The sequence below is a fragment of the Paraburkholderia sp. GAS348 genome, from assembly GCF_050434205.1.
In the GTDB taxonomy this organism is placed as follows: domain Bacteria; phylum Pseudomonadota; class Gammaproteobacteria; order Burkholderiales; family Burkholderiaceae; genus Paraburkholderia.
In genome coordinates this window covers 56,233-77,735 of record NZ_JBNPVT010000020.1, presented here as the reverse complement: position 1 = coordinate 77,735, position 21,503 = coordinate 56,233, and the positions used below count along the sequence as shown (strand labels likewise).

General features: G+C 59.4%; 24 protein-coding genes, 1 tRNA gene and 1 pseudogene. 10 read left to right on the top strand and 16 right to left on the bottom strand.

Annotation, left to right across the window (positions count from 1 at the left end):
• Nucleotides 1-9: 9 nt before the first annotated feature.
• The 3 genes from P3T22_RS26110 to rpoH all read right to left on the bottom strand — a co-directional run bounded on the left by P3T22_RS26110 (nucleotide 10) and on the right by rpoH (nucleotide 3,142).
• Nucleotides 10-1,599 (bottom strand): cytochrome ubiquinol oxidase subunit I, encoded by a 1,590-nt coding sequence (locus P3T22_RS26110; RefSeq protein ID WP_429326542.1) that lies wholly within the window; start codon nucleotides 1,597-1,599, stop codon nucleotides 10-12.
• The gene (gene cydP, locus P3T22_RS26105) at nucleotides 1,589-1,849 is read right to left on the bottom strand and encodes a cytochrome oxidase putative small subunit CydP (RefSeq protein ID WP_063494671.1); all 261 of its coding nucleotides are present in this window, start codon (nucleotides 1,847-1,849) and stop codon (nucleotides 1,589-1,591) included. Before cydP ends, P3T22_RS26110 begins: the two co-directional genes overlap by 11 nt.
• A 357-nt stretch (nucleotides 1,850-2,206) precedes the next feature.
• Entirely contained in the window at nucleotides 2,207-3,142 is a 936-nt protein-coding gene (gene rpoH, locus P3T22_RS26100; RefSeq protein WP_063494672.1) for an RNA polymerase sigma factor RpoH, read from the bottom strand.
• Between the two features lie 361 nt (nucleotides 3,143-3,503).
• Here rpoH and P3T22_RS26095 point away from each other — a divergent pair, with 361 nt between their 5' ends.
• Genes P3T22_RS26095 through P3T22_RS26085 form a run of 3 tightly spaced genes read left to right on the top strand, consistent with a single transcriptional unit; the run spans nucleotide 3,504 to nucleotide 4,650 of the window.
• On the top strand, nucleotides 3,504-4,067 hold the full coding sequence (locus P3T22_RS26095; RefSeq protein WP_063494673.1) for an acyloxyacyl hydrolase: 564 nt from the start codon (nucleotides 3,504-3,506) through the stop codon (nucleotides 4,065-4,067).
• Nucleotides 4,068-4,110: 43 nt separating this feature from the next.
• Nucleotides 4,111-4,494, top strand: coding sequence for a nuclear transport factor 2 family protein (locus P3T22_RS26090; RefSeq protein ID WP_063494674.1), 384 nt, complete (start codon nucleotides 4,111-4,113; stop codon nucleotides 4,492-4,494).
• Between the two features lie 48 nt (nucleotides 4,495-4,542).
• Nucleotides 4,543-4,650 carry a zf-TFIIB domain-containing protein gene (locus tag P3T22_RS26085; protein ID WP_429326541.1) on the top strand — a complete coding sequence of 36 codons (108 nt, stop codon included), beginning with the start codon at nucleotides 4,543-4,545 and terminating at the stop codon, nucleotides 4,648-4,650.
• A 23-nt stretch (nucleotides 4,651-4,673) separates the two neighbouring features.
• On the opposite strand, the gene ybiB is transcribed toward P3T22_RS26085, so the two are convergent.
• Nucleotides 4,674-5,645, bottom strand: a complete 972-nt coding sequence (gene ybiB, locus P3T22_RS26080; RefSeq protein WP_063494675.1) for a DNA-binding protein YbiB — start codon at nucleotides 5,643-5,645, stop codon at nucleotides 4,674-4,676.
• A gap of 316 nt (nucleotides 5,646-5,961) precedes the next feature.
• On the opposite strand from ybiB, the gene P3T22_RS26075 reads away from it, so the two are divergent.
• Together P3T22_RS26075 and maiA are read left to right on the top strand one after the other, a co-directional pair.
• Nucleotides 5,962-6,660, top strand: a complete 699-nt coding sequence (locus P3T22_RS26075) for a fumarylacetoacetate hydrolase family protein (RefSeq protein ID WP_063497793.1) — start codon at nucleotides 5,962-5,964, stop codon at nucleotides 6,658-6,660.
• Nucleotides 6,661-6,685: 25 nt separating this feature from the next.
• On the top strand, nucleotides 6,686-7,330 hold the full coding sequence (gene maiA / locus P3T22_RS26070; RefSeq protein WP_063494676.1) for a maleylacetoacetate isomerase: 645 nt from the start codon (nucleotides 6,686-6,688) through the stop codon (nucleotides 7,328-7,330).
• Nucleotides 7,331-7,415: 85 nt separating this feature from the next.
• Here the strand turns inward: maiA and ftsY are convergent, their stop codons facing one another.
• Nucleotides 7,416-8,582: a signal recognition particle-docking protein FtsY gene (ftsY, locus tag P3T22_RS26065; protein ID WP_429326540.1), complete on the bottom strand. Its 1,167-nt coding sequence runs from the start codon at nucleotides 8,580-8,582 to the stop codon at nucleotides 7,416-7,418.
• A gap of 240 nt (nucleotides 8,583-8,822) precedes the next feature.
• Between ftsY and rsmD the strand changes: the two genes are divergently transcribed.
• The 3 genes from rsmD to P3T22_RS26050 all read left to right on the top strand — a co-directional run bounded on the left by rsmD (nucleotide 8,823) and on the right by P3T22_RS26050 (nucleotide 11,399).
• Nucleotides 8,823-9,437 carry a 16S rRNA (guanine(966)-N(2))-methyltransferase RsmD gene (gene rsmD, locus P3T22_RS26060; RefSeq protein ID WP_063494678.1) on the top strand — a complete coding sequence of 205 codons (615 nt, stop codon included), beginning with the start codon at nucleotides 8,823-8,825 and terminating at the stop codon, nucleotides 9,435-9,437.
• A gap of 112 nt (nucleotides 9,438-9,549) precedes the next feature.
• Nucleotides 9,550-10,065, top strand: a complete 516-nt coding sequence (gene coaD, locus P3T22_RS26055) for a pantetheine-phosphate adenylyltransferase (protein WP_063494679.1) — start codon at nucleotides 9,550-9,552, stop codon at nucleotides 10,063-10,065.
• Between the two features lie 215 nt (nucleotides 10,066-10,280).
• Complete coding sequence (locus P3T22_RS26050) at nucleotides 10,281-11,399, top strand: porin (protein ID WP_063494680.1); 1,119 nt, start codon at nucleotides 10,281-10,283, stop codon at nucleotides 11,397-11,399.
• 88 nt (nucleotides 11,400-11,487) lie between these two features.
• On the opposite strand, the gene P3T22_RS26045 is transcribed toward P3T22_RS26050, so the two are convergent.
• Nucleotides 11,488-11,835 carry a hypothetical protein gene (locus P3T22_RS26045; protein WP_063494681.1) on the bottom strand — a complete coding sequence of 116 codons (348 nt, stop codon included), beginning with the start codon at nucleotides 11,833-11,835 and terminating at the stop codon, nucleotides 11,488-11,490.
• A gap of 108 nt (nucleotides 11,836-11,943) precedes the next feature.
• Between P3T22_RS26045 and P3T22_RS26040 the strand changes: the two genes are divergently transcribed.
• Nucleotides 11,944-12,573 carry a hypothetical protein gene (locus tag P3T22_RS26040; protein ID WP_063494682.1) on the top strand — a complete coding sequence of 210 codons (630 nt, stop codon included), beginning with the start codon at nucleotides 11,944-11,946 and terminating at the stop codon, nucleotides 12,571-12,573.
• An 8-nt stretch (nucleotides 12,574-12,581) separates the two neighbouring features.
• Here the strand turns inward: P3T22_RS26040 and P3T22_RS26035 are convergent, their stop codons facing one another.
• From P3T22_RS26035 to P3T22_RS26020, 4 genes and pseudogenes are all read right to left on the bottom strand, one after another.
• Nucleotides 12,582-12,929, bottom strand: coding sequence for a hypothetical protein (locus P3T22_RS26035; protein ID WP_063494683.1), 348 nt, complete (start codon nucleotides 12,927-12,929; stop codon nucleotides 12,582-12,584).
• A 195-nt stretch (nucleotides 12,930-13,124) separates the two neighbouring features.
• Entirely contained in the window at nucleotides 13,125-14,966 is a 1,842-nt protein-coding gene (locus tag P3T22_RS26030; protein ID WP_082854909.1) for a carboxypeptidase-like regulatory domain-containing protein, read from the bottom strand.
• A gap of 430 nt (nucleotides 14,967-15,396) precedes the next feature.
• Nucleotides 15,397-15,945 (bottom strand): hypothetical protein, encoded by a 549-nt coding sequence (locus tag P3T22_RS26025; protein WP_148662077.1) that lies wholly within the window; start codon nucleotides 15,943-15,945, stop codon nucleotides 15,397-15,399.
• 266 nt (nucleotides 15,946-16,211) lie between these two features.
• A pseudogene (locus tag P3T22_RS26020) lies at nucleotides 16,212-16,286 on the bottom strand (YfhL family 4Fe-4S dicluster ferredoxin); the annotation flags it as partial.
• A 183-nt stretch (nucleotides 16,287-16,469) separates the two neighbouring features.
• Between P3T22_RS26020 and P3T22_RS26015 the strand changes: the two are divergent.
• Nucleotides 16,470-16,727 (top strand): YfhL family 4Fe-4S dicluster ferredoxin, encoded by a 258-nt coding sequence (locus P3T22_RS26015; RefSeq protein ID WP_429326539.1) that lies wholly within the window; start codon nucleotides 16,470-16,472, stop codon nucleotides 16,725-16,727.
• 90 nt (nucleotides 16,728-16,817) lie between these two features.
• Here P3T22_RS26015 and hisC read toward each other — a convergent pair whose 3' ends face one another.
• The 6 genes from hisC to ispE all read right to left on the bottom strand — a co-directional run bounded on the left by hisC (nucleotide 16,818) and on the right by ispE (nucleotide 21,500).
• On the bottom strand, nucleotides 16,818-17,897 hold the full coding sequence (gene hisC, locus P3T22_RS26010; RefSeq protein ID WP_429326538.1) for a histidinol-phosphate transaminase: 1,080 nt from the start codon (nucleotides 17,895-17,897) through the stop codon (nucleotides 16,818-16,820).
• 61 nt (nucleotides 17,898-17,958) lie between these two features.
• A complete protein-coding gene (gene pth, locus P3T22_RS26005; protein ID WP_063494687.1) occupies nucleotides 17,959-18,561 on the bottom strand; it encodes an aminoacyl-tRNA hydrolase in 603 nt (200 codons plus the stop codon).
• A 143-nt stretch (nucleotides 18,562-18,704) separates the two neighbouring features.
• Nucleotides 18,705-19,325 carry a 50S ribosomal protein L25/general stress protein Ctc gene (locus P3T22_RS26000; RefSeq protein WP_063494688.1) on the bottom strand — a complete coding sequence of 207 codons (621 nt, stop codon included), beginning with the start codon at nucleotides 19,323-19,325 and terminating at the stop codon, nucleotides 18,705-18,707.
• A 164-nt stretch (nucleotides 19,326-19,489) separates the two neighbouring features.
• Complete coding sequence (locus tag P3T22_RS25995; protein WP_006048037.1) at nucleotides 19,490-20,446, bottom strand: ribose-phosphate pyrophosphokinase; 957 nt, start codon at nucleotides 20,444-20,446, stop codon at nucleotides 19,490-19,492.
• A gap of 45 nt (nucleotides 20,447-20,491) precedes the next feature.
• Nucleotides 20,492-20,568, bottom strand: a tRNA-Gln gene (locus tag P3T22_RS25990).
• Between the two features lie 50 nt (nucleotides 20,569-20,618).
• Complete coding sequence (gene ispE, locus P3T22_RS25985) at nucleotides 20,619-21,500, bottom strand: 4-(cytidine 5'-diphospho)-2-C-methyl-D-erythritol kinase (RefSeq protein WP_063494689.1); 882 nt, start codon at nucleotides 21,498-21,500, stop codon at nucleotides 20,619-20,621.
• Nucleotides 21,501-21,503 lie beyond the last annotated feature (3 nt).

The window sequence follows — 21,503 nt, the reverse complement described above, 5'->3', positions numbered from 1 at the left end:
GGCGGCGAATCATGCGGCCGTGTTGGTCGGCAGCGGCTGATTCAGCGGCTGTTCGTGGTGATAGCGCCCGGTGTGCAGCGACGAAGGTCCGAGTCGCGCGTACTTGAACATCAGCATGATTTCGATGATGAACAGCACCGTGTAGAACACGACGAAGCCGGCAATGCTCAGGTAGAGATCGCCTGGCGTCAGGCTCGAGGCGGACAATGCGGTCGGCAGAATGCCGGCAATGGTCCACGGTTGACGGCCGACTTCAGCGACGATCCAGCCGAATTCGGCAGCGAGCCACGGCAACGGAATCGCCCATACGGCCCAGCGCAGGAACCAGCGGCGCTTCTCCAGCAGCAGGGAGCGCTGCGCGCAGAACCAGAACGCCAGCACGAAGGTCGCAAGGAACAGGATGCCGAGGCCAACCATCAGGCGGAACGAGAAGAACACGGGCGCCACCGGCGGAATCGTCTTCTTGGCGGCCTGCGCAATCTGATCTGGCGTGGCATCGGTGACGTTCGGGGTGAACTGCTTGAGCATCAGGCCGTAGCCGAGATCCTGCTTGTGTGCGTCGAAGGCGGCTTTGGCTTCGTCCGTGGCGTCGCCTAGCTTCAGCTTTTGCAGTGCGGCGTAGGCGAGCATGCCGTTCTTGATGCGCACTTCGTTCTGCGCCATCAGGTCTTTCAGGCCGACCACCGGTTCGTCGATCGAGCGCGTGGCGATGAGGCCGAGCGCATACGGAATGCGGATCGCATAGTCGGTGCGCTCTTCCTTCTGGTTCGGAATGCCGATGATCGTGAACGGTGCGGGTGCGGGCGCCGTTTCCCATTCGGATTCGATGGCAGCCAGCTTGACCTGCTGAACTTCGCCGGTGCGGTAGCCGGACTCGTCGCCGAGCACGATCACGCACAACGTCGACGCCAGACCGAAGCCCGCGGCAATGGCGAACGAGCGCAAGGCGAATTCGGTGTCGCGGCGCTTCAGCAGATACCACGACGACACACCGAGCACGAACATTGAAGCCGTCACATAACCGGCCGATACGGTGTGCACGAACTTTACCTGCGCGACGGGGTTGAACAGCACCGAGAAGATGCTGTCGAGTTCCATGCGCATGGTCTGATAGTTGAAGGTGGCGCCGACCGGATTGTTCATCCAGCCGTTGGCCACCAGAATCCACAGCGCCGACAGGTTCGAACCGAGTGCGACGAGGAACGTGACGATCACGTGCTGCACTCTCGAGAGCCGCTTCCATCCGAAGAAAAACAGGCCGACGAAGGTCGACTCGAGGAAGAACGCCATCAAACCTTCAACGGCCAGCGGCACGCCGAAAATGTCGCCGACATAGTGCGAGTAGTACGACCAGTTGGTGCCGAACTGGAATTCCAGCGTGAGACCGGTGGTGACGCCCATCGCAAAATTGATGCCGAACAGCTTGCCCCAGAACTGGGTCATGTCTTTGTAGATCTGCTTGCCGGTCATCACATAAACGGACTCCATGATGACGAGCAGCCAGGACAGACCGAGCGTGAGCGGCACGAACAGAAAGTGATAAAGCGCCGTGATGGCGAACTGGAGGCGCGACAGTTCTACGACTTCGCTAACGGGCATGTTGATCACCTTGGGACTGATGCGAGGCAGGCACGGACAGCAGTGCCTGCGCGACTTGTTCAGGCGGCAGCGACATATGCTCCGCCTGCGGATGGTTGAAGAACGCGTATTTGAGCACCATCAGCAGTGCGAATTTGATGGTGAGGACGATGGCAATATCGCGCGCCAGCGTCGGACCGCGCACCCAGGCGGCGAGCCGTTTGCGCAGGCTCGAGCGAGGGTTGCTATGGCGATTCAGGGCTATGGTCATGATCGGTCGAAGGCGACTTCACACCGGGTTAACCGGCTGGATCCAGGCCGTTTCAGCGGTCTGGCGAGTGCATCCCGATTCTAGAAGCAAGGACCTTGCGCGCGTTAGTTCGGCGCTGCGGCATTGGGTCGCGAACGTCACCACGCGCGGACAGTATCGCTACGAGGTTTGTGATACGTCAAGAAACGCGTGCTTGGTGGACATGTTCTTGAGTGCGTGCGCGTGTGCATGCGTGTGCGATTGAGCGCATGCATCGTCGAGCGGGCACAAAAAAGCCCTGCCTTCTTGCGAGGGCAGGGCTCTGCAGCCATACAACTGCGCGCCGGACGAGCCGGCACAACTAAAGGGTTTTAAGCCTTAGGCATATTCGGCCAACGCGCCGCGCATTTTCTTCATTGCGCTCGCTTCGATCTGACGAATACGTTCGGCCGACACGCCGAATTCGTCGGCCAGTTCGTGCAGTGTCGAGCCACCCGAACCGTCGTCTTCCACCTTCAGCCAGCGTGCCTCGATGATGCGGCGGCTGCGGGCATCCAGCGCATCCAGCGCACTCGCAATACCGTCGCTTTGCAGCTTGTCGCGCTGACGCGAAGCCAGCACGGCAGTCGGCTCGCTATGCGAGTCGGCGAGGTAGGCGATCGGCGCGTACGACTCTTCGCCGTCTTCGACCTGGCCCTCCAGCGCAATATCGCCGCCGGACAAGCGCGTTTCCATTTCAGCCACTTCTTCACGCTTCACGTTCAACTCCTGGGCGAGACCTTCGATCTCGTCCGGCGTGAATGCGCCCAGCCCCTGCTTGTGGCTGCGCAGGTTGAAGAACAGCTTGCGCTGCGCTTTGGTGGTGGCGACTTTCACCATTCGCCAGTTGCGCAGAATGTATTCGTGGATCTCAGCCTTGATCCAGTGCATGGCGTACGACACGAGCCGTACGTTCTGCTCCGGATCGAAGCGCTTCACGGCCTTCATCAGGCCGATATTGCCTTCCTGGATCAGGTCGGCGTGCGGCAGGCCATAACCGAGGTAATTGCGCGCGATCGAGACGACCAGCCGCAGGTGCGACAGGACGAGGCGGCGCGCGGACCCGAGGTTGTCCTGCTCGCGAAATTCGGTGGCGAACTGGCGTTCTTCTGCCGGCGTCAGCATCGGAATCCGATTTACGGCCTGGATGTAGGCGTCGATATTGCCCAGTTGGCCGGGCAGCAGCGAGGAATGCGAGAGCGCCAGTGCACCTGCCGAAGCGGCCTTAGCCGAAGACGGGCTCAAAGTACTCGGAAGGGTCATTGCATGGCTCACGTAGGAAACTCCTTTGGAATCAGACAAAAGCGTATTCAGTTAACGACTCCAGCGTTGGATGTTAGCACTCTGATTTGCCGAGTGCTAATACTTAGAAGGTGTAGGGGCATCCAAGTTCCGTATTTTCCTATTGAAATTCTGGTTTCGATAGCTATGTATCGCGACTGCGGCCGACAGTGTATGGGCCGTAGAATTTACCTGGCGAAGCGCCGCCGTTCTTATAAGTAGTCAGCATTTTGTAAAATCGAAGTGACTAATTGCGGAAATTTAAGTTTCGTCAGATGATTCATAGGGTCAGGATTGACTTTAGAATAGAAGAACAATGCGAAGGTAATCAACGTTCGACTAGCTCGGGTGTTCGATGAACAACAAAAAAAACGTTCTGCGTGGTCTGGCTCTAAAAGGCGCTTCGGCGGCTATTCTGTTTGGCGCTTCGGGACTGGCCGCAGCTGACCAGTTCGGCGTGCAGATCGCCGGCGGTCTGGGAGATCACCACATTAAAAAGCTCGATCTCGGCCTGGTCTGGGATCCGAATCTGACGTGGTGGCAGATCGGCGACTGGCACTTTTCGCTGATCGGCGAGGCGCACGTGGCCTGGTGGCATACCGACGAAGGGAATGTGCACGAGAACATCGGCGAGATCGGTGTGACGCCGATCATTCGCTTCATCGACGGAGCGGGGGCGATTCGCCCTTACATCGAAGCGGGCGTCGGTATCCGCCTTCTGTCGAGTCCGAGAATCTCCACTGACCTCACGCTCGCGACCGCGTTCCAGTTCGCCCCCATGGCGGGAGTCGGCCTGCAATTCGGCAGTCACCAGCAGTACGAGGCGGGCTACCGCTTCCAGCATATTTCCAATGGCGGTATCAAAGAGCCGAATCCTGGTATAAATTTCCACCAGCTATATTTGCAATATAACTTCTGACGACCGTGGCCACGTTCGGCTCATCGGTGCAAGGGGCTGAGCAATGGCGGCAAAGATAATCGAAGCGATTCGCGGGCTCGAGCGTGAGCGCTTTCGTGCGATGGTCGACGGCGACGGGCAGTCGCTCGATAGGCTGCTCGCGGACAACGTGAGCTATGTCCATACGAACGGCAAGCGTGAAACGAAGCGGCAGTTCATCGACGGCATTACCGCCGGGCGCCGCCGCTATCGGCAGATCGAAGTGCAGTCGCAAGAGGTGCTGCCGGTGGGGCGTGAGACCTGCGTCGTCACCGGGCGCGCGTTGATCGAAATGGAAGCGAACAACGGGGCGCTCCTGTTTCCGATTGCGTACACGGCGATTCATACACAGGAAGACGGGCGATGGCGTCTGATCGCCTGGCAGGCGACGCGTTGCGCGATCGAGTGAGCCTTTTGAGTTCACTCCGTTTCGCTAGTCGCGATCGGTGAGCGCCTTGTGAGCACTCAAGCAGCTACGCGCTGCAGTTCCTCATCGCTCCGCACCGGCCGCTTCGCCGCATCACCGGCATACGGATGCCGCGGATGCACCGGAATCTGGTTGTAGCGCTCGGCCATGCGCCGCGCACGTCACACGGGCGTTTTCGCGACATCCACGATCAATTCCACTTGCCGTTCAATCGCACTCGGCACGGGCGCTTCGCCGCGCAGCACGGCACCGATCCACGCGGCCGTGGTGGCGGCGTCGCGAGCTTCGGGCAAGTCGACTTCAGGCGCGCCGGGCGACGAGCGCTCGTGCGGCACGCGCGTCTCGCAGACGCCATCGTGCAGCCAATCCACTTGCACCTGGCGCCGCGTGTCGGCCACCGCTTCGCCTTCGGTGCCGCGTGCGAGCAAGGCGCCGCCCGCTGCGGCGTCCGGGTGCGTGTTGAACAGCTGCGTGAGACTGTCACGATACGGCGGATGCGTGTAGTTCACGAGCCGCAGCCCCGCGGGCGCGAACGGTTGCAGGATTTTCACGAGCGTATGCGTTGAATTGCGCACGCCCATCCGCCGGCGTAGCGAAAGAAGGTGCGCCAGCTTCGGTGCGAGGACGTCGACCGGCGCGAACGCGAGACGTCGTTCGGCGAGACCGTCTTCGATATCGGCGTGCGATTGCGCGTGCGGGATCTGCAGATGCGTGAAAATTTCGGCGCTCGTCACGCGGCCCGGATCTTCGGTGACGCCATGCACCAGCACCGGCACACCCTCGCGCGCCAGCAGAAGCGCAAGCAGCGGCACCAGGTTGGGCTGTTTGCGCGCGCCGTTATACGTGGGTATCGATACGGGCCGGAACGCCGCGTGCGGCAAATGAATCGGTTCGAACGACGCATGCGCGCCGGCCAGCATGGCGGCGAGTTCGTCGGCGGTTTCGCCTTTCACGCGATACGCGAGCAGCACGGCGCCGAGTTCGAGATCGGCCACGCGGCCGTCGAGCATCGCGGTGTAGAGCACGCGCGTGTCCTCGGCGGTCAGGGCGCGCGCGCCGTTCGGGCCGCGGCCGATTTCCTTGATATAGCGGGCACAGGGGAACGGATTGGCGGTGTCGGCGGAGTCAGTCATCGGGCGCAGTGGGACGGGTGGCGTGCCGCCGTTGGGCGGTCGGTCACGGTATTCAAAGGACGCTATTTGGTGTGAGTATCGCATCTATGGCGATCCGGTGGTCCGGTGGTCCGGTGGTCCGGTGGTCCGGTGGTCCGGCGATCCGGCGATCCAGTGATCCGGCGATCCGGCGATCCGGCGATCCAGCGCGACGATGCGCCGGGGCCACCGGATCGCGCGCGCCCGTGCCGATCGGCTGCGCCGCGCTTTGCTGCGCGTTACACTCGCTGTTTCATTGCCGCGCGGGCGCGGTTCAATTCAAAAAACGGAGAACGGGATGAGTTACGTATTTGCACCAGCACCGGTAGTCGCGGTGCCGGTCGTGGGGTCCAGCGAGCAGTTCGCGGTGCGTCGCATCTACTGTGTGGGCCGCAACTACGAGGCGCACGCGCGCGAGATGGGGCACGATCCCGACCGCGAACCGCCGTTCTTCTTTACCAAGCCGGCCGACGCCGTGCTGTATGTGGCGCCTGGCGCGACCGGCGAATTCCCGTATCCGCCGCAATCGAAGAACGTCCACTTCGAGATGGAACTGGTGGCGGCGATCAGCAAAGGCGGCAAGAACATTCCGGCCGAAAGCGCGCTCGACCACGTGTACGGCTATGCCCTCGGTCTCGACATGACGCGCCGCGATCTGCAGGCCGAAGCGAAGAAGCTGGGCCGTCCGTGGGATACCGCGAAGGGTTTCGATCACTCGGCGCCGCTCGGCCCGATTCATCCGGTTACGAAGGTCGGCCATGTCGGCAAGGGTGCAATCTGGTTGTCGGTGAACGGCGAGGAAAAACAGCACTCGGACGTGTCGCAACTGATCTGGTCGGTTGCCGAGACGGTCGCCTATCTGTCGACGCTGTTCGAACTGAAACCGGGCGACCTGATTTTCACCGGCACGCCGGAAGGCGTCGGCGCCGTGGTACAGGGCGACCTGATGAAGGGCGGCGTGGACGGGCTCGGCGAGCTCAGCGTACGCGTCGTCTGAAGAGCGGTCGAAGGAGACACACAACATGAAGCTTTACAGCTATTTTCGTAGCTCGTCGTCTTATCGCGTGCGCATTGCGCTGAACTTGAAGAACCTGCCGTACGACTATGTACCGGTGCACCTCGTGCGCGACGGCGGCGAGCAGCTGAAGCCCGAGTACCGCAAGGTGAATCTGGACGGCATCGTGCCCACGTTAGTCGACGGCAACGAACTGATACCGCAGTCGCTCGCGATCATCGAGTATCTGGAGGAAACGCATCCGGAGCCGCCGCTATTGCCCGGGACGCCGGCCGAGCGCGCGTATGTGCGCGCGGTGGCGTTGCAGGTGGCGTGCGAGATTCATCCGCTGAACAACCTGCGCGTGCTGAAGTACCTGAAACACACGCTGTGTGTCGATGACGACGCGAAAGACGCGTGGTACAAGCATTGGGTCGAAGCGGGTTTTACGACGGTCGAGGCGCATCTGGCGGGCGATTCGCGCACCGGCAAGCTGTGCTTCGGCGATACCCCGACGTTAGCCGACGCATGTCTGATTCCGCAAGTGTTCAACGCGCAGCGCTTCAAGGTCGACACGGCGAAGTTTCCGACGATTCAGCGCATCTACGATCACGCGATGCAACTCGATGCGTTCGCTCGCGCGGCGCCCGGGGTTCAGCCCGACGCGGAATGATGCTGTGGTTTGAATGAAAAAAGGGCGCCCGTAAGAGCGCCCTTTTTGATTGTTCCGCGACCGACGTTGTTGAACGCTGTTGTATTCAACCGCCCAGCAAGGCGTCCGAAAACTCTTCCGCGCTGAAAGGTTGCAAGTCTTCCACCTTTTCGCCGACGCCGATGAAGTACACCGGGATCGGACGCTGACGCGCAATCGCCGCGAGAATGCCCCCCTTCGCTGTGCCGTCGAGCTTGGTGACGATCAGACCGGTGAGACCCAGTGCGTCGTCGAAGGCTTTCACTTGCGCGAGGGCATTCTGGCCGGTGTTCGCGTCGATCACCAGCAGCACCTCATGCGGTGCGCCGTCTTGCGCCTTGCCGATCACGCGCTTCACCTTGCGCAGTTCTTCCATCAGGTGCAGCTGGGTCGGCAGACGGCCGGCCGTGTCCGCCATCATCACGTCGATCTTGCGCGCACGCGCGGCGCCAACCGCGTCGAAAATCACGGCGGCCGGGTCGCCGCTTTCCTGCGACACCACCGTTACGTTGTTGCGCTGGCCCCAGATTCCGAGTTGCTCGCGCGCGGCGGCGCGGAAGGTGTCGCCCGCAGCCAGCAGCACCGACTGATCGAAGCTCTGCAGATGCTTGGCGAGCTTGCCGATGCTGGTGGTTTTGCCCGCACCGTTGACGCCCGCGATCATCATGACCAGCGGCTGCGCGCGGCCGAGCATCAGCGATTTTTCCAGCGGCTTGAGCAGGTCGATCAGCAGCGTGCGCAGTGCCGCTTTCACCTGCTGAGGATCGGTGAGGCGCTCGGTGCGCACTTTCTCGCGCAGCGATTCGAGCAGGAACTCGGTGGCTTCGACGCCCGCATCCGACATCAGCAGTGCGGTTTCGAGTTCCTCGTACAAATCCTCGTCGATCTTCGTGCCGATGAAAATGCCGGTCAGGCTCGAACTCGTTTTCGACAGGCCGGTTTTCAGGCGAGTGAGCCACGAGCGCTTGGCGCTCGCGTCCTGCGTAGGCGGCGGGACGATTTCGACGGTTTCGAGCGCGGCTGCTTCGGGTTCGGGCGCACTGATGGACACAGCAGCCGGCTGCGTATCGGCGCCAACCGGAGCAGCCGGCTGCGGCGCTAGCGGCGCGGCGGGCGCTGACGGCGGCGCCTCTACGGCGTGTTCGGGCGCCAGAGCTTGCGGCGCGGTCTGCGATTCTTCTGGCGCGTTATCGGACTCTTTCGAACCCTTGAATCGTTTGAAAAAGCTGAACATGATCTGGCGTGGTGAGAGCGCCCGCCGATGCGCGCAGCCGGGGCAAGCCCGTGGGAGCGGCAGGCAGCGTTGCGATGCGGGATGCAAGGCGCTGGAAGCCGCACATTTTATCAGGCGCGCCGCCACCCGTCGTATTGGCCGAACGGCCAGGCTGGACGCCGCGCGCCCCTGTGGTAACGTTGGCCCTCCAGCCCACACGCATCGGCGTCGTGGGCGTCCCTATAACGTATTCGAAACTGCATGCCCCGTTCTGCTCCTTCACGCGCCCATGGCGCTTCGTCCAAAAGCGGCAAGGCGCACGCCATCCGTATCATTGGCGGCGACTGGAAGCGCACGCCGCTGCCCGTGCTTGACCTCGACGGCCTGCGCCCCACGCCCGACCGCGTGCGCGAAACGCTGTTCAACTGGCTCGGCCAACGGCTGGACGGCCAACGCTGCCTCGATCTGTTCGCCGGCAGCGGCGCGCTCGGCTTCGAGGCCGCCTCGCGCGGCGCGGCGCGGGTGTTGATGGTCGAGCGCAGCGCGAAGGCGGCCAGCCAGCTGCGCGCGAACCAGGAACGCCTCTCGGCGCGTACCATCGAAATCGCGGAAGCCGACGGCTTGCGCCTCGCGGCGAGTCTCGCGCCGGGATCGTTCGACGTAGTTTTCCTCGATCCGCCGTTCGGCGACGATCTGCTCGGCAAGGCGCTCGCCCTGGCCGTGCCGCTGCTGAGTCCGGAAGGTTTTCTGTATGTGGAGGCGGGCGTTGCGCTCGAGCTCGAAGGGAACGAGACGCTAGCCGGTTGGGAAATCGTGCGGCAAGGCAAAGCAGGTGCCGTCCACTTTCATTTGCTGCAGCGCGAAAATAAGGAATAATGCGCGTTCCAAAACAAGCATCGGGCGGGTTACCGTCACGCATGCGGTCGGTGCCAAATGCGTCGCGTGGACGCTTTAACGTGCCAATTTGTCTGAAAAGAGGAGAAGTCTCATGGTAGTCGCCGTGTACCCGGGCACGTTCGACCCGCTGACGCGCGGTCACGAAGACCTCGTTCGACGCGCGTCGAGCATTTTCGACACGCTGGTGGTGGGGGTTGCCGACAGCCGCAACAAGAAGCCGTTCTTCACGTTGAAAGAGCGTCTCGACATCGCTCATGAAGTGCTCGGGCACTACCCGAACGTTAAGGTGATGAGCTTCAAAGGGCTATTGAAAGACTTTGTCCGCAGCAATAACGCTCGGGTGATCGTGCGTGGCCTGCGTGCCGTCTCGGATTTCGAATATGAGTTCCAGATGGCCGGAATGAACCGCTATCTGCTGCCGGACGTCGAAACCATGTTCATGACGCCGTCCGATCAGTACCAGTTCATCTCCGGCACCATCGTGCGTGAAATCGCGCAATTGGGCGGCGACGTCAGCAAGTTCGTGTTCCCGTCGGTCGAAAAATGGCTGACGGAGAAGGTTGCTTCGCTGGATCCGAATGAGGGTGCTTCGGCGGGACAACCGTAACTGGCTAAATCGACATGTTGCTGTGCGAGCGTGGGACAGCAGGTCTTGCAACCCATGATTGCATGGTTCGGCGAACCGAGACGTCGCCGTTAAATGCATGAACCCGTCCTTTGTTTCTCGATGGCCTGCCTGGGTTATGATCTCGCGCGCTGCACGCTAGCCGCACCATCGTCCAGCGGCCTGATCAGAAATCGCGGGGATTGCACTTGAGAAACATGGGGATTGCTGCTGCGGTTAGCGGCATTGCATCGGCGTTGGCTTGCCAGGGCGCTTCGGCCCAAAGTTCGGTTACGCTTTACGGCATGACTGATCTTGGCATCCGTTATTTGACAAATGCCGACGCGCAGAACGATAACAAGCTGTTCATGGCTAACGGGGCAGTAATTAACAGCCACGTTGGATTGCGTGGTACGGAAGATCTTGGCGGTGGACTGAAAGCGGTCTTCCAACTGGAAAGCAATGTCAATCCGCAGGACGGCACCCTCAGCGATAGCGGGCGGCTGTTCGGCAGCGAAGCATATGTTGGTCTAGCCAGCCGATACGGTACGCTGACATTCGGTCGCCAGAATACGCCACTGTTTGACAAGCTCGTCAGCACATACGATCCGCTGACTTACGCGAACTACCCTGAAAATTCGTGGTTGCCGTTCGCACTTGGTGCGGGGTTATCCGCCGATAACTCGATCAAGTACGACGGTCAGTTCGGCGGCCTGGAGGTCGGGGCGATTTACTCGTTCGGCAGCAACTACGAGTCGAATGGCGCAGACGGTTTCTCGGGCGAGGTTCCGGGCCACCTTGGTGCAGGCAGCATGTTCGGCTTCATCGCATCGTATGTTACTGGCCCTGTCAGCGTCGCCGCCGGTGTGCAGCAAACGAGCGACAACTCGAACAACAAGCAGACCGTCTACAACGCGGATATTGCCTATGCGTTCAGCAAGGCGAAAATCTATCTTGGTTATCTGCATTCGCAGGACAATACTGGCCTTGTCGATACTCTGCTTGCAGAGCAACCGATTGCCGACATTGGCCAGTTGAAGAAGACCGATCGCATTGACGATGGCCCGTTTGCAGGTGCGGCGTGGCAGGTGAGCGGCCCACTATTGCTGACCTGCGCGTTTTATTACGATCACATGCGCAACGCAGCAACCGCCGATGACGCGCCTGGCACTGGCACCCGCTACACCGTGGTAGCGCTGGCCGAGTATTCACTGTCGAAGCGGACGGAGGTCTATGGCACCGTCGATTTTAATAGGGTGAGCGGCGCGGCGACGGTTGAATTGCCAGGACGCAGCAACCAGACGGGTGTCGCAATTGGTCTGCGCAATTTCTTCTGACTGTGCGTGAATGCGAACGGGGTGGCTCTTGCGGAATCAGGCGCCTCGGAACCCGAACTGTCGGCTCGACCGACAAAGGGAAGGCTGTTCAGGCGCCTTTCGCAGCTTTGGCGAAGGCTTCGGCGAGCTTGTCGAAGTGCCGAAGCGCAGCCGGGGTAAGTTCGATCTGCTTGCGACGCGCGTCCTCGGTATCGCTGAGTATTAGCCAGCCTTTTTCGCGCATCGACGTGATGCGGGCGTGAAGCGTCGCAGGTGAGCCGAGCTCGCTTTGAGCCATCATGTCCCGGACGGAAAGCCGGTCGTTTTTCTGCATCACGCGAGCAACGAATTCGAGGATTTTTTCTTCTAGCGGATCAAGTGCAGGAAGCGAAGGCAGACCACGTAGTGCTTCGGTCAGCTGCAGGAATCGCAGATAGATATCAGCAGGACGTGTCATTGCTTACGCACTGTTGAGAATAGGCTGTTGAAGATAGGCGCTCGCGGGACGGCATGCAGGCGCGTTATGATCCGCTCGATAATAAACATGGAAGGGTAGTTTACCGCAATGTCCAGCTTACGTTTGCATTTCTGGTCGATCACTGGGACTCTGATCGCGTTTTTGGTGTCGCTGTGGATAAACCAGGAGGTGTTCACTCACACGTCTTTCGTTCGCGGCATAAACTGGATTTTCCTGCCGTCCGGTGTTCGGCTTCTCAGTACGTTGCTGGTTGGGTTCGATGGTGCAATCGGCCTGCTGCTTGCCGGTCTGATTACCGATTTTCTTTACTGGTTTCCGCATGACCCGGTGCGCGCCATCGCGGGCGCTTTCCTTGGATCTCTGGCGCCGTATCTGGTCTACCGGTTTGCGCTTGAGTATTACGATCTGCGTGCATCACTGACTAACCTTACCCCGAAGCGGCTTCTTGTTCTGGCTGTCGCCTATTCGATAGCAAATCCGCTGTTCCATCACTTGTGGTTTGCGCTGACCGGTACGACGAAGGACTGGTTCGAGAGCTTCTTCAGCATGTTTGTGGGCGACCTGACGGGCGCGCTGATCATGCTGTATACGATAAAGGGAATTTTGGCGTTGTTGCCGAAACAGCGGAGCAGTTCCCGTATGTCAAACGGCATGTTCAACATTCAACTGGCCTTAAACAGGGCATATAACAATCAGTCAGCACGCCACATCATATAACAGGCAGTCTACTTGCTGCTCATAGCCTTTATGAGGCAGTCAAACAGCATGTCGAAATGATGGAGGGCGACTGGTGCGAGTTTGATCTGTTTGCGGCGGCCATCTTCGGTATCGCTGAGTTGAATCCAGCCCTTTTCGCACACGGAAGTGATGCGGGCGTAAAGCGTAGCGGGTGAACCAGGCTCGCGCTGCGCCATGACGTTCCGCACCGACAAACGTTCGTTGGTGTGTGTTGTGCAGGCAACAAATTCGATAATCCGCACTTCAAGCGGATCGAGCGCAGGCAGTGACGAACCATCACGCAGCGCATCCTTCAGTTGAAGGATGCGCGCGAAGTAGTCAGCAAAACGTATCATTGGCTACTCGCTGTAGAGGACCAGCGTTCATGTAACGGCGGGCGCACGTGCCACGTGATATGCGCCCTGAACGGATTGCCGCACAGCACAAGGTTTGCAGACGAGAGGAAGTCGAAGAGTGACTACATGAGTCACTCTTCTGGGCTGCTGCTTGAACAGCTTACTGGAAAGAGCCAATTCCGATGTTCAGGTGGATCACTCCGAGTATCCCCAGTAAGCGTCAAGGGAGATTTGCCCGTAATTCGAGGATAGGTCGAGGTTCCGCGTGATGCCAGAGGCAAATGCAGCGAACGAGCAGGCAGACGGGCATGTCTGGGTGCCTGCCTGATTGACGCCGGCAGTTACGGATGTGGAATAAGTGCCGGACGCATTCACGCTTGCCGGGCCTTGCCCAACGCCAACGATGTTGTCAGTGGCGGCTGAGCCTTGTGTTGTTATTTCAGGAAACGTCACAAGCGGAGCAATGTTAGCCCCGTTGACAAGGTTCGACCATGAAACATTAACCGTTTGCTGGGCAGCCGCCTGTGGCCCGTTGGGGTTGAGAAATGCATGTATCGTGTCACCCGAAAGCGTTTGCCACGGAATGTTGGCGCCGTTGGTTGCGGCGATGTTTGGCGTAGGATTGACGACGCTTGTCTGTCCGATCTGTGTGCCGGATGCGTCATAAAAAGTGACGGTATACGTCGCGTACTCGGGCACCGTCGAAACATCAATAGGCTGTGGCGCATACTTTTGCCCAAGGTTATTGGAACTTGGGACGAAAGTGCCGGTGACACCGGGCAAGGTCTGCCATGACCAGCGGTAGCCCCACGCTTGTGTGTTGGAGGTCCGGCCGCCAGTCGGTACGCTGGTTTGAGGCGCACGGGCAATCGACATGAGACTTGACCCGGCTTGTGCGGGGAGCACGTAATAAATTGTGCCGGTGATTCCAGGACCAGTTACCGACGCCGACGCGAGATTTGCCGGGTTAGGCGTGCCTGCCGCGCCGAGTGGGATCGCAATGTCGATGCCGGACTCCCAGCGCGATACGTTCGAAGGCCAGGTATCGTTGTCGAGTGTCTGTCGTCGCTGGATAAACGACTGGATATGGACGTTGTACTGCTGCTGGTTGCCGATGATGTCCCAGCCATTTGCCGTCTGCTGCGCAACCGTGTACTCGAATCCCGATGCCCCGCCCGACGTTGTATAGGGAAGAGCGATTAGCACTTGCTTACCAGAAGTACCAGGCATGAATTCCAGGATTTTAGCTACGCCGAGGCTGACGCCGGATGCTGCAAGAGATGGATGCGCTTGCGTGAAGCTGGTAAATCCATTGTCTTTATAGCTCGCGTCGATTGCTTGCGAGCACGAACCCGAAGAGCCACCAAGACATTCAGTCAGAGCAGTCATCAACGGTGCGAGGAATGCGCCTGTCGCGGGAGGTGCGGGAAGCGATGAAGATGCTGTAGCGCCAGAATTTAATGCCAGGTTCGCAGATGAGTTTGGATTAGCGGTGGAGATCAGTTGGAAGCCACCAGCGGATCCTGTTGCCGGAATGACCTGTACGGCATCGAGCGCAGCATCCGCGCCCGTCTGGTTTGCGGTGAATGGCGTGGCGATTGGATCGAAGCTCTTTGGATCGAGATTGTTAGCACTAAGAATATTTGCGGTCGCATTGCTGAGCGTCTGCACTGCTTTGCTGACTGCCGCAAGGGTGACAAGGGAGGACAGGTTCTGGCTGTTCGCGAGGTCAAGCGGATTGCCGCTTTGTGTCACCAGAGCGGCGGCAGCGGTCGTCAAACTTGTGACGTTCGCGATGACCGGCGCGGATGAGTTAGCAGGTATGGCTGGGACCACGGAAGCGAGCGGGGGTGCGATGCCGCTTGGATCCGTAGCGAATACTGCGAACGGCGTAGTGAGCCCGGTCAGTGGCACCTGATAATTGCCTTTAGCGTCCGCCGTGACCGTTACGCTTTTGCCTGTCGAATCTACGATTTGAACGTTGGCTCCGCTGACGGGTGCGCCAGTTGCGACGGTCCCACTCAATGTCGTCGGCATAGCGGGTCTGGTCGAACTGCTGCTTGGAGTGCTTGATCCGCCGCCGCCGCAGGCAGTGAGAGTTGCCGCAACTGCTGCGCAAAGCGTAAGCTTTGCTGTCAAATGTTTGGGAGGAGACGTATTGATCGTTAGAAATCCAGAAAACATGGATGATCCTTGAATTTACTGTTATAAAAATAAGATCGATTTAAGCGGTGTGACCACGTACGCCGAGCTGGCGATCACCTACTCCCTGCTTGCCCCTCCAGCAAATACTGCAACAGGGCTGCTGTATCGTTATATAAAATATAGCGATGTGGGCGCATAACCTATGCTTCGCGTTAACGGCGAGTCACTGCTGGACTTTATGGGCTATAGAGAAAATTTAGGACGGGCGGCAGCACGTGGCTCAGTCCCACGGGTCTAGTGCAGTCTCGCCCTTTCCGGACAGTTATGCAGTCAGGCGCTCATACAGAAGGTGCCAATCGACCGCGAGAAGCGGTATCGTTTTGTCGTTGCGTGACCAATACGCGAAGAAGCGCGTCCAGCCTTCAAGGAAGATACCTTTGCCGGGGCTAAGCAAACAAGGTTGCCTTGCAACCAAGGGCACGCACATTGGCGGAAATTGCACGGCGAGAACTTCAAGTGGTGTCGAACTGATGTCCTGTAAGTTTTCGCTGTTTGTGCCAGCTGACAGGTAGCCTTCTATTGCCTCCGCCACACGAGTCGTAGCGAGTTCGACGTAAGCGACGCGAACTTCGTTAAGAGTGGCCACTGTAAGGGTTGGTGAGCCCGCTCCCGTGGCTGTGCGCTTTAGTACCGAAAGCTTCGCCCAATGAGGTAGCGCTCGAAAGTTGGTCTCCCCGCCTTGCAGCGCGTCTTCGAACGTTGGATAGCACGCCAGCCATGAGGGTGAAACGCAGCCGACCGGTCGAGATTCTTTGACTGTTCCATCAACCGTGACGGCGCGTTTCTGTTGCTGCAGTTCTCTCAGGTTCATTGTTATAAAAACTATAACTATAAGACGGCGGGTTGGCAAGTGGTGTCGCGTAAGGCGACGGCTACTTCAAGGTTTTCGGTCACGTCAGGACGAACTTTAGGGTGCCGTGTAAGTTTTTTGGGGCCGGCACTTTTTGCCGCTCGGCCATAGGTGAAGATTGAAGTTCCGAGACCTGGATATGTCGGCCAACCGACAACCTGAGCTGAAACGACGTTCGCTGCTCGTTGCCAGAGGCTGGATCATTTCAATCTCAGGTGAACGGAGGTCGGGTCGATCACGCTAATTTCCGGCACCATCGAAATCGCGTCGTTCGGGCACTCCGGCTCGCATACGTCGCAATTGTGTTAAAACGTCGTGCTGGTCATGGCCTAGCGTGCGATCTGGACTTTGCGCGCTGCACAATTTGCAACACCTGTGCAACTCAGTCGCAACCCGCAAGCATGAATTTCGGGGGATTTTGCACGACCGTGCGGAAGGCTGAAAAGCTATAATGTATTGTTTTTCCTAGGAAAGTTGGTGGCAGCATGGCCCTGATGATTACCGACGAGTGCATCAATTGCGACGTGTGCGAGCCCGAGTGCCCGAACGACGCGATTTCGATGGGCCCGGAAATCTACGTGATCGACCCGAAGAAATGCACCGAGTGTGTCGGTCATTTCGACGAACCTCAGTGTATTCAGGTGTGCCCGGTAGAGTGCATTCCGCGCGACCCTGAGCATCTGGAGACGGTGGAAGGTCTATTGGCGAAGTACCACGCGCTGCAGGCGGCGAAAAGCGCGTGAGAGTTGAATGATGGTTGAACGGCGCGGTGTCTGCCTCGCCGTTTTCTTTTGCTGCAACGCTTCGTGTTGTGCGCGAAGTTATCCCGATCGCTACCCGACGTAAGCGCTGAAAATGTCGCGCAGCGCATTCAGCAGAATGTCGCATTCGGCGTCGGTGCCGACCGAGATTCGCAGATGCTGGTCGATTCGCGCCGCCTTGAAGTGGCGCACGAAGATTTCCTTTTCCCTTAGCCGTGCCACGAGCGTCGCTGCGTCGTAGCCTTCGTGGCGCGCGAACAGCAGATTCGCAGCCGAAGGCACGACCTCGAAGCCCAGTGCTGTCAAGCCTGCCGCCAACCGCTCACGGCTAGCAATCACCTTGGTGCAGTTGTTGCGGAACCACGCATCGTCCTCGTATGCAGCAACGGCCGCGACTTGCGCCAGACGGTCGAGCGGATACGAGTTGAAGCTGTCTTTCACGCGGTTCAGTGCGTCGATCAGTTCCGGATTGCCGAACGCGAAGCCGACGCGCATGCCGGCCAGCGAACGCGACTTCGATACCGTTTGGATCACCAGCAGGTTGGGATAGCGGTCGATCAGCGCGATGGCCGATTCGGCGCCGAAATCGACATAGGCCTCATCGATTACCACCGCCGATTCGGTGTTTTTCGTCACCAGACGCTCGATATCGGCGAGCGGCAGCGGTCGTCCAGTCGGCGCGTTCGGGTTCGGGAACAGTATGCCGCCGTTAGGCGCCGTGTAGTCGTCGACATTGATCGCGAAGCTGTCGTCGAGTGCAATGGTCCGATAGTCGACTTCAAAGAGCCGCGCGTAGGTCGGGTAGAAGCTGTAGGTGATATCCGGAAACAGCAACGGCTTGTCGTGCTTCAGCAAGGCCTGAAAGGTGAGCGCGAGAACTTCGTCCGAGCCGTTGCCTGCGAACACCTGTTCAGGGCGGATGCCGTGGTACGCGGCTACCGTTTCGCGCAACTTGCGCGCTGTCGGGTCGGGATAGCGCCGCAGTGACTCGCCCATGTCGCCCAGTTCCTGGCGGATCGCGTCAAGTACGCGCGGCGACGGGGGATAAGGATTCTCGTTGGTGTTCAGCTTCACCGGATGCGCAACCACGGGCTGCTCGCCCGGCACATACGGCGTCAGACGGTGAACGATGTCACTCCAGTAGCGGCTCAAGCGATTCTCCTGTTGATGGCGATACGGCGATACGGCGATACGGGCCCTAGCAAGCCGTCGCTCAGGGATTGCGATGCAGTTGCATCATCGCCCGCTCGAGCTCGCCTTTGATAATTTGCGGCATCACGGCCAACGCGCGTTCGATCGACGCGTCGATCAGATCCTGTTCTTCCCGCCGCGGCGGCTTCAGCACGTAATTGGCGACGTCCGGCTTGGCGCCGGCTCGCGCGCTTTCGGGAATCAGGTCGCGCGGATGACCGATGCCGACCCGCAGCCGCCAATACTGTTGCGAGGACAGATGCGCGGTGATGTCCTTCAGCCCGTTATGGCCGCCGCTGCCGCCACCGAGCTTCAGCTTGACGCTGCCGGGCGGCATATCGAGTTCGTCGTGCGCGACCAGAATTTCGTCCGGAAGAATCTTGAAGAACTGCGCGACCGCCACGACCGACTGCCCAGAGCGGTTCATATACGTCTGCGGTTCCAACAGATGCACTTCTTCGCCGTGAAGCCGGGCCTTCGCGTAGAAACCGTGGAAGCGCCGCTCGTCGCGCAGCGTCGTGCCTGCTTCGCGCGCCAGTTGATCGACCAGCCAGAAGCCGGCATTGTGGCGCGTCGCGGTGTATTCGGCGCCCGGATTGCCGAGCCCGACGATCAGCTTGATCATGATTGCGTAGGTCCATCTGGCCCGGGCGCCGAATGCGGCCAAGCCGAAAAAAAACCGAAAAAAAACCCGCCGGGGCGAACCTCGGCGGGTCACATCGACCGTTTCATTGAAACGGCTCGAGAGGATTGTTCGCTCAGTGCAGCTTAAGCAGCCGGCTTTTCGCCTTCGCCTGCAGCAGCAGCGTCGCCTTCAGCGATTGCGCCAGCCGGGATCGTTGCCAATGCGACGACCGGGTTTTCTGCTTCGACGTGAGCAACCAGTGCCACGCCTGCCGGCAGCGCGATGTCCTTAGCGTGCAGCGAGTGGCCAGCTTCGATCTTCACCAGGTCGACTTCGAGGAATTCCGGCAGTGCCGACGGCAGGCACTCGATTTCGATTTCGTTGAGGACGTGCGAGATCACCGCGCCCGACAGCTTCACTGCCGGGTTGGTTTCCTGGTTCATGAAGTGCAGCGGCACCTTGGTGTGCAACTTCTTCTTCGCGTCGACACGTTGGAAGTCCACGTGCAGCACGAGCTGACGGAACGGGTGGTATTGCACGTCGCGCAGCAGAACCTGTTGCGACTTACCTGCCACTTCCAGTTCGAGGATCGACGAGTGGAAAACTTCTTTCTTCAGCGCGTGCCAGAGTGCGTTGTGGTCCAGTTCGACCAATTGCGTTTCAGCACCAGCGCCATATACGATGCCCGGGGTCTTACCCGAGATACGCAGGCGGCGGCTCGCACCCGTACCTTGCAAGGAACGCTCGAAAGCGACTACTTTCATATTGAATCTCCAATGCACTGCCCGCGACCAGGCAGTAAAAACGGGGCCTCCAAGCCATTACGGCTGAGGCCCCAGAGCGATGGCACGAACCTTCGTTCGTTCATGCCAATTGTGCAAAAGCGCAGTGCGCGGTACTGCAATACGCGCTGCGCCTTCGCAAATACTTAACTTTCAGCGAACAGCGACATCACCGAATCGCCGCGGCGAATCCGCGAGAACGTTTCGGCGAGCAGGCCGGCGCTGGTCAGCGAACGGATCTTGGCGCACGAGCGGGCTTCTTCGCCGAGCGGAATCGTATCGGTGACAACGAGTTCGTCGAGTGCCGAAGCTGCAATACGCTCGCCCGCACCGCCCGACAAAACCGGGTGGGTGGCGTAAGCGAACACCTGCTTCGCACCGCGTTCCTTCAAAACCTGAGCCGCCTTGCAAAGCGTGCCTGCGGTGTCGACCATGTCGTCCATGATCACGCAGGTGCGGCCTTCGACTTCACCGATGATGTTCATCACTTCGGCAACGTTCGCCTTCGGGCGGCGTTTGTCGATGATCGCGAGATCGCAATTCAGTTGCTTGGCCAATGCACGGGCACGCACCACGCCGCCGACGTCCGGCGAAACGACCAGCAGGTTCTCGTAGTTCTGCTTGCGCAGATCGCCGAGCAGCACGGGCGTAGCGTAGATATTGTCGACCGGGATGTCGAAGAAGCCTTGAATCTGGTCGGCGTGCAGATCCATCGTAATGATCCGCTCGACACCGGCGATTTCCAGCATGTTCGCCACGATCTTCGCCGAGATGGCGACGCGCGCCGAACGCGGGCGTCGATCTTGACGGGCATAGCCAAAGTAGGGGATGGCTGCGGTGATCCGACCGGCTGATGCGCGCTTGAGCGCATCGACCATGATCATCAGTTCCATTAGATTGTCGTTCGCCGGTGCGCACGTGGATTGCAGGACGAAGACATCCTTGCCACGCACGTTTTCCTGAATCTCGACTTGGATTTCACCGTCCGAGAAACGGCTGACCATTGCTTTGCCGAGGGGAATACCGAGGATTTTGACGACTTCCTGTGCAAGCGCGGGATTTGCGTTGCCAGTAAAAACCATCAGGCCGTCATGGCTGCTCATCATGCACCTACTTCAGGCTGGGGGCGAGGGAAATGCGAGAATTTTTGGCAGGGGAGGAAGGAGTCGAACCTTCGAATGCCGGAATCAAAATCCGGTGCCTTAACCAACTTGGCGACTCCCCTACACTAACTTTGAGCTTCACCGAACGAGGGAACGTTCGACGAGGCAAAACTTATGACGCGAAAGCAAAGAGTGGATGCTGATCGAGACTTGCAGTCACCGCGCTGTTCCATTCGCCCGGCAGTTTGGCTTGCGCCGCTTCTGCTTCAGCTTTACTACGAAACGCTGCAAATACACTTGCACCTGATCCAGACATCCGCGCGGGTGCGATGGTTTCAAACCACCGCAGCACTTGCGCTACTTCCGCGTATTTTCCCACGACAACCTGCTGCATGTCATTCCGGCCGAAACTTTCTGGCCATTCAGTGTTGCAGCTAAGTTCTGCAGGAAAGTCCGTAATTATGAGGGGTTTCGAATCTCTTGTCAACGCTTTTTCGGAGAAAATCGCTGCAGTCGGAACGTGAACCCTCGGCGTAACTACTAGGAAATGACGCGGCGGCAATTGTACAACGTCCAAAGCTTCTCCGACACCCTGTGCGAACGCATTTTTTCCAAAAATAAAAAATGGCACGTCCGCACCGAGTTTCAACGCCAGCGCCTGCAACTCCAGTCGCGGCAAATCGAGTTTCCAGAGACGGTTCAGCGCGAGCAGCGTGGTGGCCGCATCGGAGCTGCCGCCGCCGAGACCCGCGCCCATCGGCAGGCGCTTTTCGATTTCGATATCGACACCCTCGGGAGAGCCCGCATGCGCCTTCAGGAGTTTTGCTGCGCGCACGGTGAGGTCGTGTTCCGGCGGCACGTCGGCGATTTCGGTGCTGCGCGTGATGAGGCCGTCGTCGCGCCGCTTGAAGTGCAGGGTGTCGCCCCAGTCGAGCAACTGGAAGACGGTTTGCAGCGTGTGATAGCCATCCGGCCGGCGGCCGGTGATGTGCAGGAAGAGGTTGAGTTTCGCTGGCGCGAGGCAATCGCGTAGCGAATCGGTCGTTTCAATCATGAG

Excerpts from the sequence above, each read along its gene's own strand:
- P3T22_RS25995 (WP_006048037.1), bottom strand. The coding sequence starts at position 20,446 with ATGAGCAGCCATGACGGCCTGATGGTTTTTACTGGCAACGCAAATCCC.
- ybiB (WP_063494675.1), bottom strand. The coding sequence starts at position 5,645 with ATGACTGACTCCGCCGACACCGCCAATCCGTTCCCCTGTGCCCGCTAT.
- P3T22_RS26095 (WP_063494673.1), top strand. The coding sequence starts at position 3,504 with ATGAACAACAAAAAAAACGTTCTGCGTGGTCTGGCTCTAAAAGGCGCT.
- P3T22_RS26075 (WP_063497793.1), top strand. The coding sequence starts at position 5,962 with ATGAGTTACGTATTTGCACCAGCACCGGTAGTCGCGGTGCCGGTCGTG.
- P3T22_RS26110 (WP_429326542.1), bottom strand. The coding sequence starts at position 1,599 with ATGCCCGTTAGCGAAGTCGTAGAACTGTCGCGCCTCCAGTTCGCCATC.
- coaD (WP_063494679.1), top strand. The coding sequence starts at position 9,550 with ATGGTAGTCGCCGTGTACCCGGGCACGTTCGACCCGCTGACGCGCGGT.
- rsmD (WP_063494678.1), top strand. The coding sequence starts at position 8,823 with ATGCCCCGTTCTGCTCCTTCACGCGCCCATGGCGCTTCGTCCAAAAGC.
- P3T22_RS26050 (WP_063494680.1), top strand. The coding sequence starts at position 10,281 with ATGGGGATTGCTGCTGCGGTTAGCGGCATTGCATCGGCGTTGGCTTGC.
- P3T22_RS26030 (WP_082854909.1), bottom strand. The coding sequence starts at position 14,966 with ATGCCGACGACATTGAGTGGGACCGTCGCAACTGGCGCACCCGTCAGC.
- ftsY (WP_429326540.1), bottom strand. The coding sequence starts at position 8,582 with ATGTTCAGCTTTTTCAAACGATTCAAGGGTTCGAAAGAGTCCGATAAC.
- cydP (WP_063494671.1), bottom strand. The coding sequence starts at position 1,849 with ATGACCATAGCCCTGAATCGCCATAGCAACCCTCGCTCGAGCCTGCGC.
- P3T22_RS26035 (WP_063494683.1), bottom strand. The coding sequence starts at position 12,929 with ATGATACGTTTTGCTGACTACTTCGCGCGCATCCTTCAACTGAAGGAT.
- P3T22_RS26025 (WP_148662077.1), bottom strand. The coding sequence starts at position 15,945 with ATGAACCTGAGAGAACTGCAGCAACAGAAACGCGCCGTCACGGTTGAT.
- P3T22_RS26090 (WP_063494674.1), top strand. The coding sequence starts at position 4,111 with ATGGCGGCAAAGATAATCGAAGCGATTCGCGGGCTCGAGCGTGAGCGC.
- pth (WP_063494687.1), bottom strand. The coding sequence starts at position 18,561 with ATGATCAAGCTGATCGTCGGGCTCGGCAATCCGGGCGCCGAATACACC.
- P3T22_RS26045 (WP_063494681.1), bottom strand. The coding sequence starts at position 11,835 with ATGACACGTCCTGCTGATATCTATCTGCGATTCCTGCAGCTGACCGAA.
- P3T22_RS26040 (WP_063494682.1), top strand. The coding sequence starts at position 11,944 with ATGTCCAGCTTACGTTTGCATTTCTGGTCGATCACTGGGACTCTGATC.
- P3T22_RS26000 (WP_063494688.1), bottom strand. The coding sequence starts at position 19,325 with ATGAAAGTAGTCGCTTTCGAGCGTTCCTTGCAAGGTACGGGTGCGAGC.
- ispE (WP_063494689.1), bottom strand. The coding sequence starts at position 21,500 with ATGATTGAAACGACCGATTCGCTACGCGATTGCCTCGCGCCAGCGAAA.
- maiA (WP_063494676.1), top strand. The coding sequence starts at position 6,686 with ATGAAGCTTTACAGCTATTTTCGTAGCTCGTCGTCTTATCGCGTGCGC.
- P3T22_RS26015 (WP_429326539.1), top strand. The coding sequence starts at position 16,470 with ATGGCCCTGATGATTACCGACGAGTGCATCAATTGCGACGTGTGCGAG.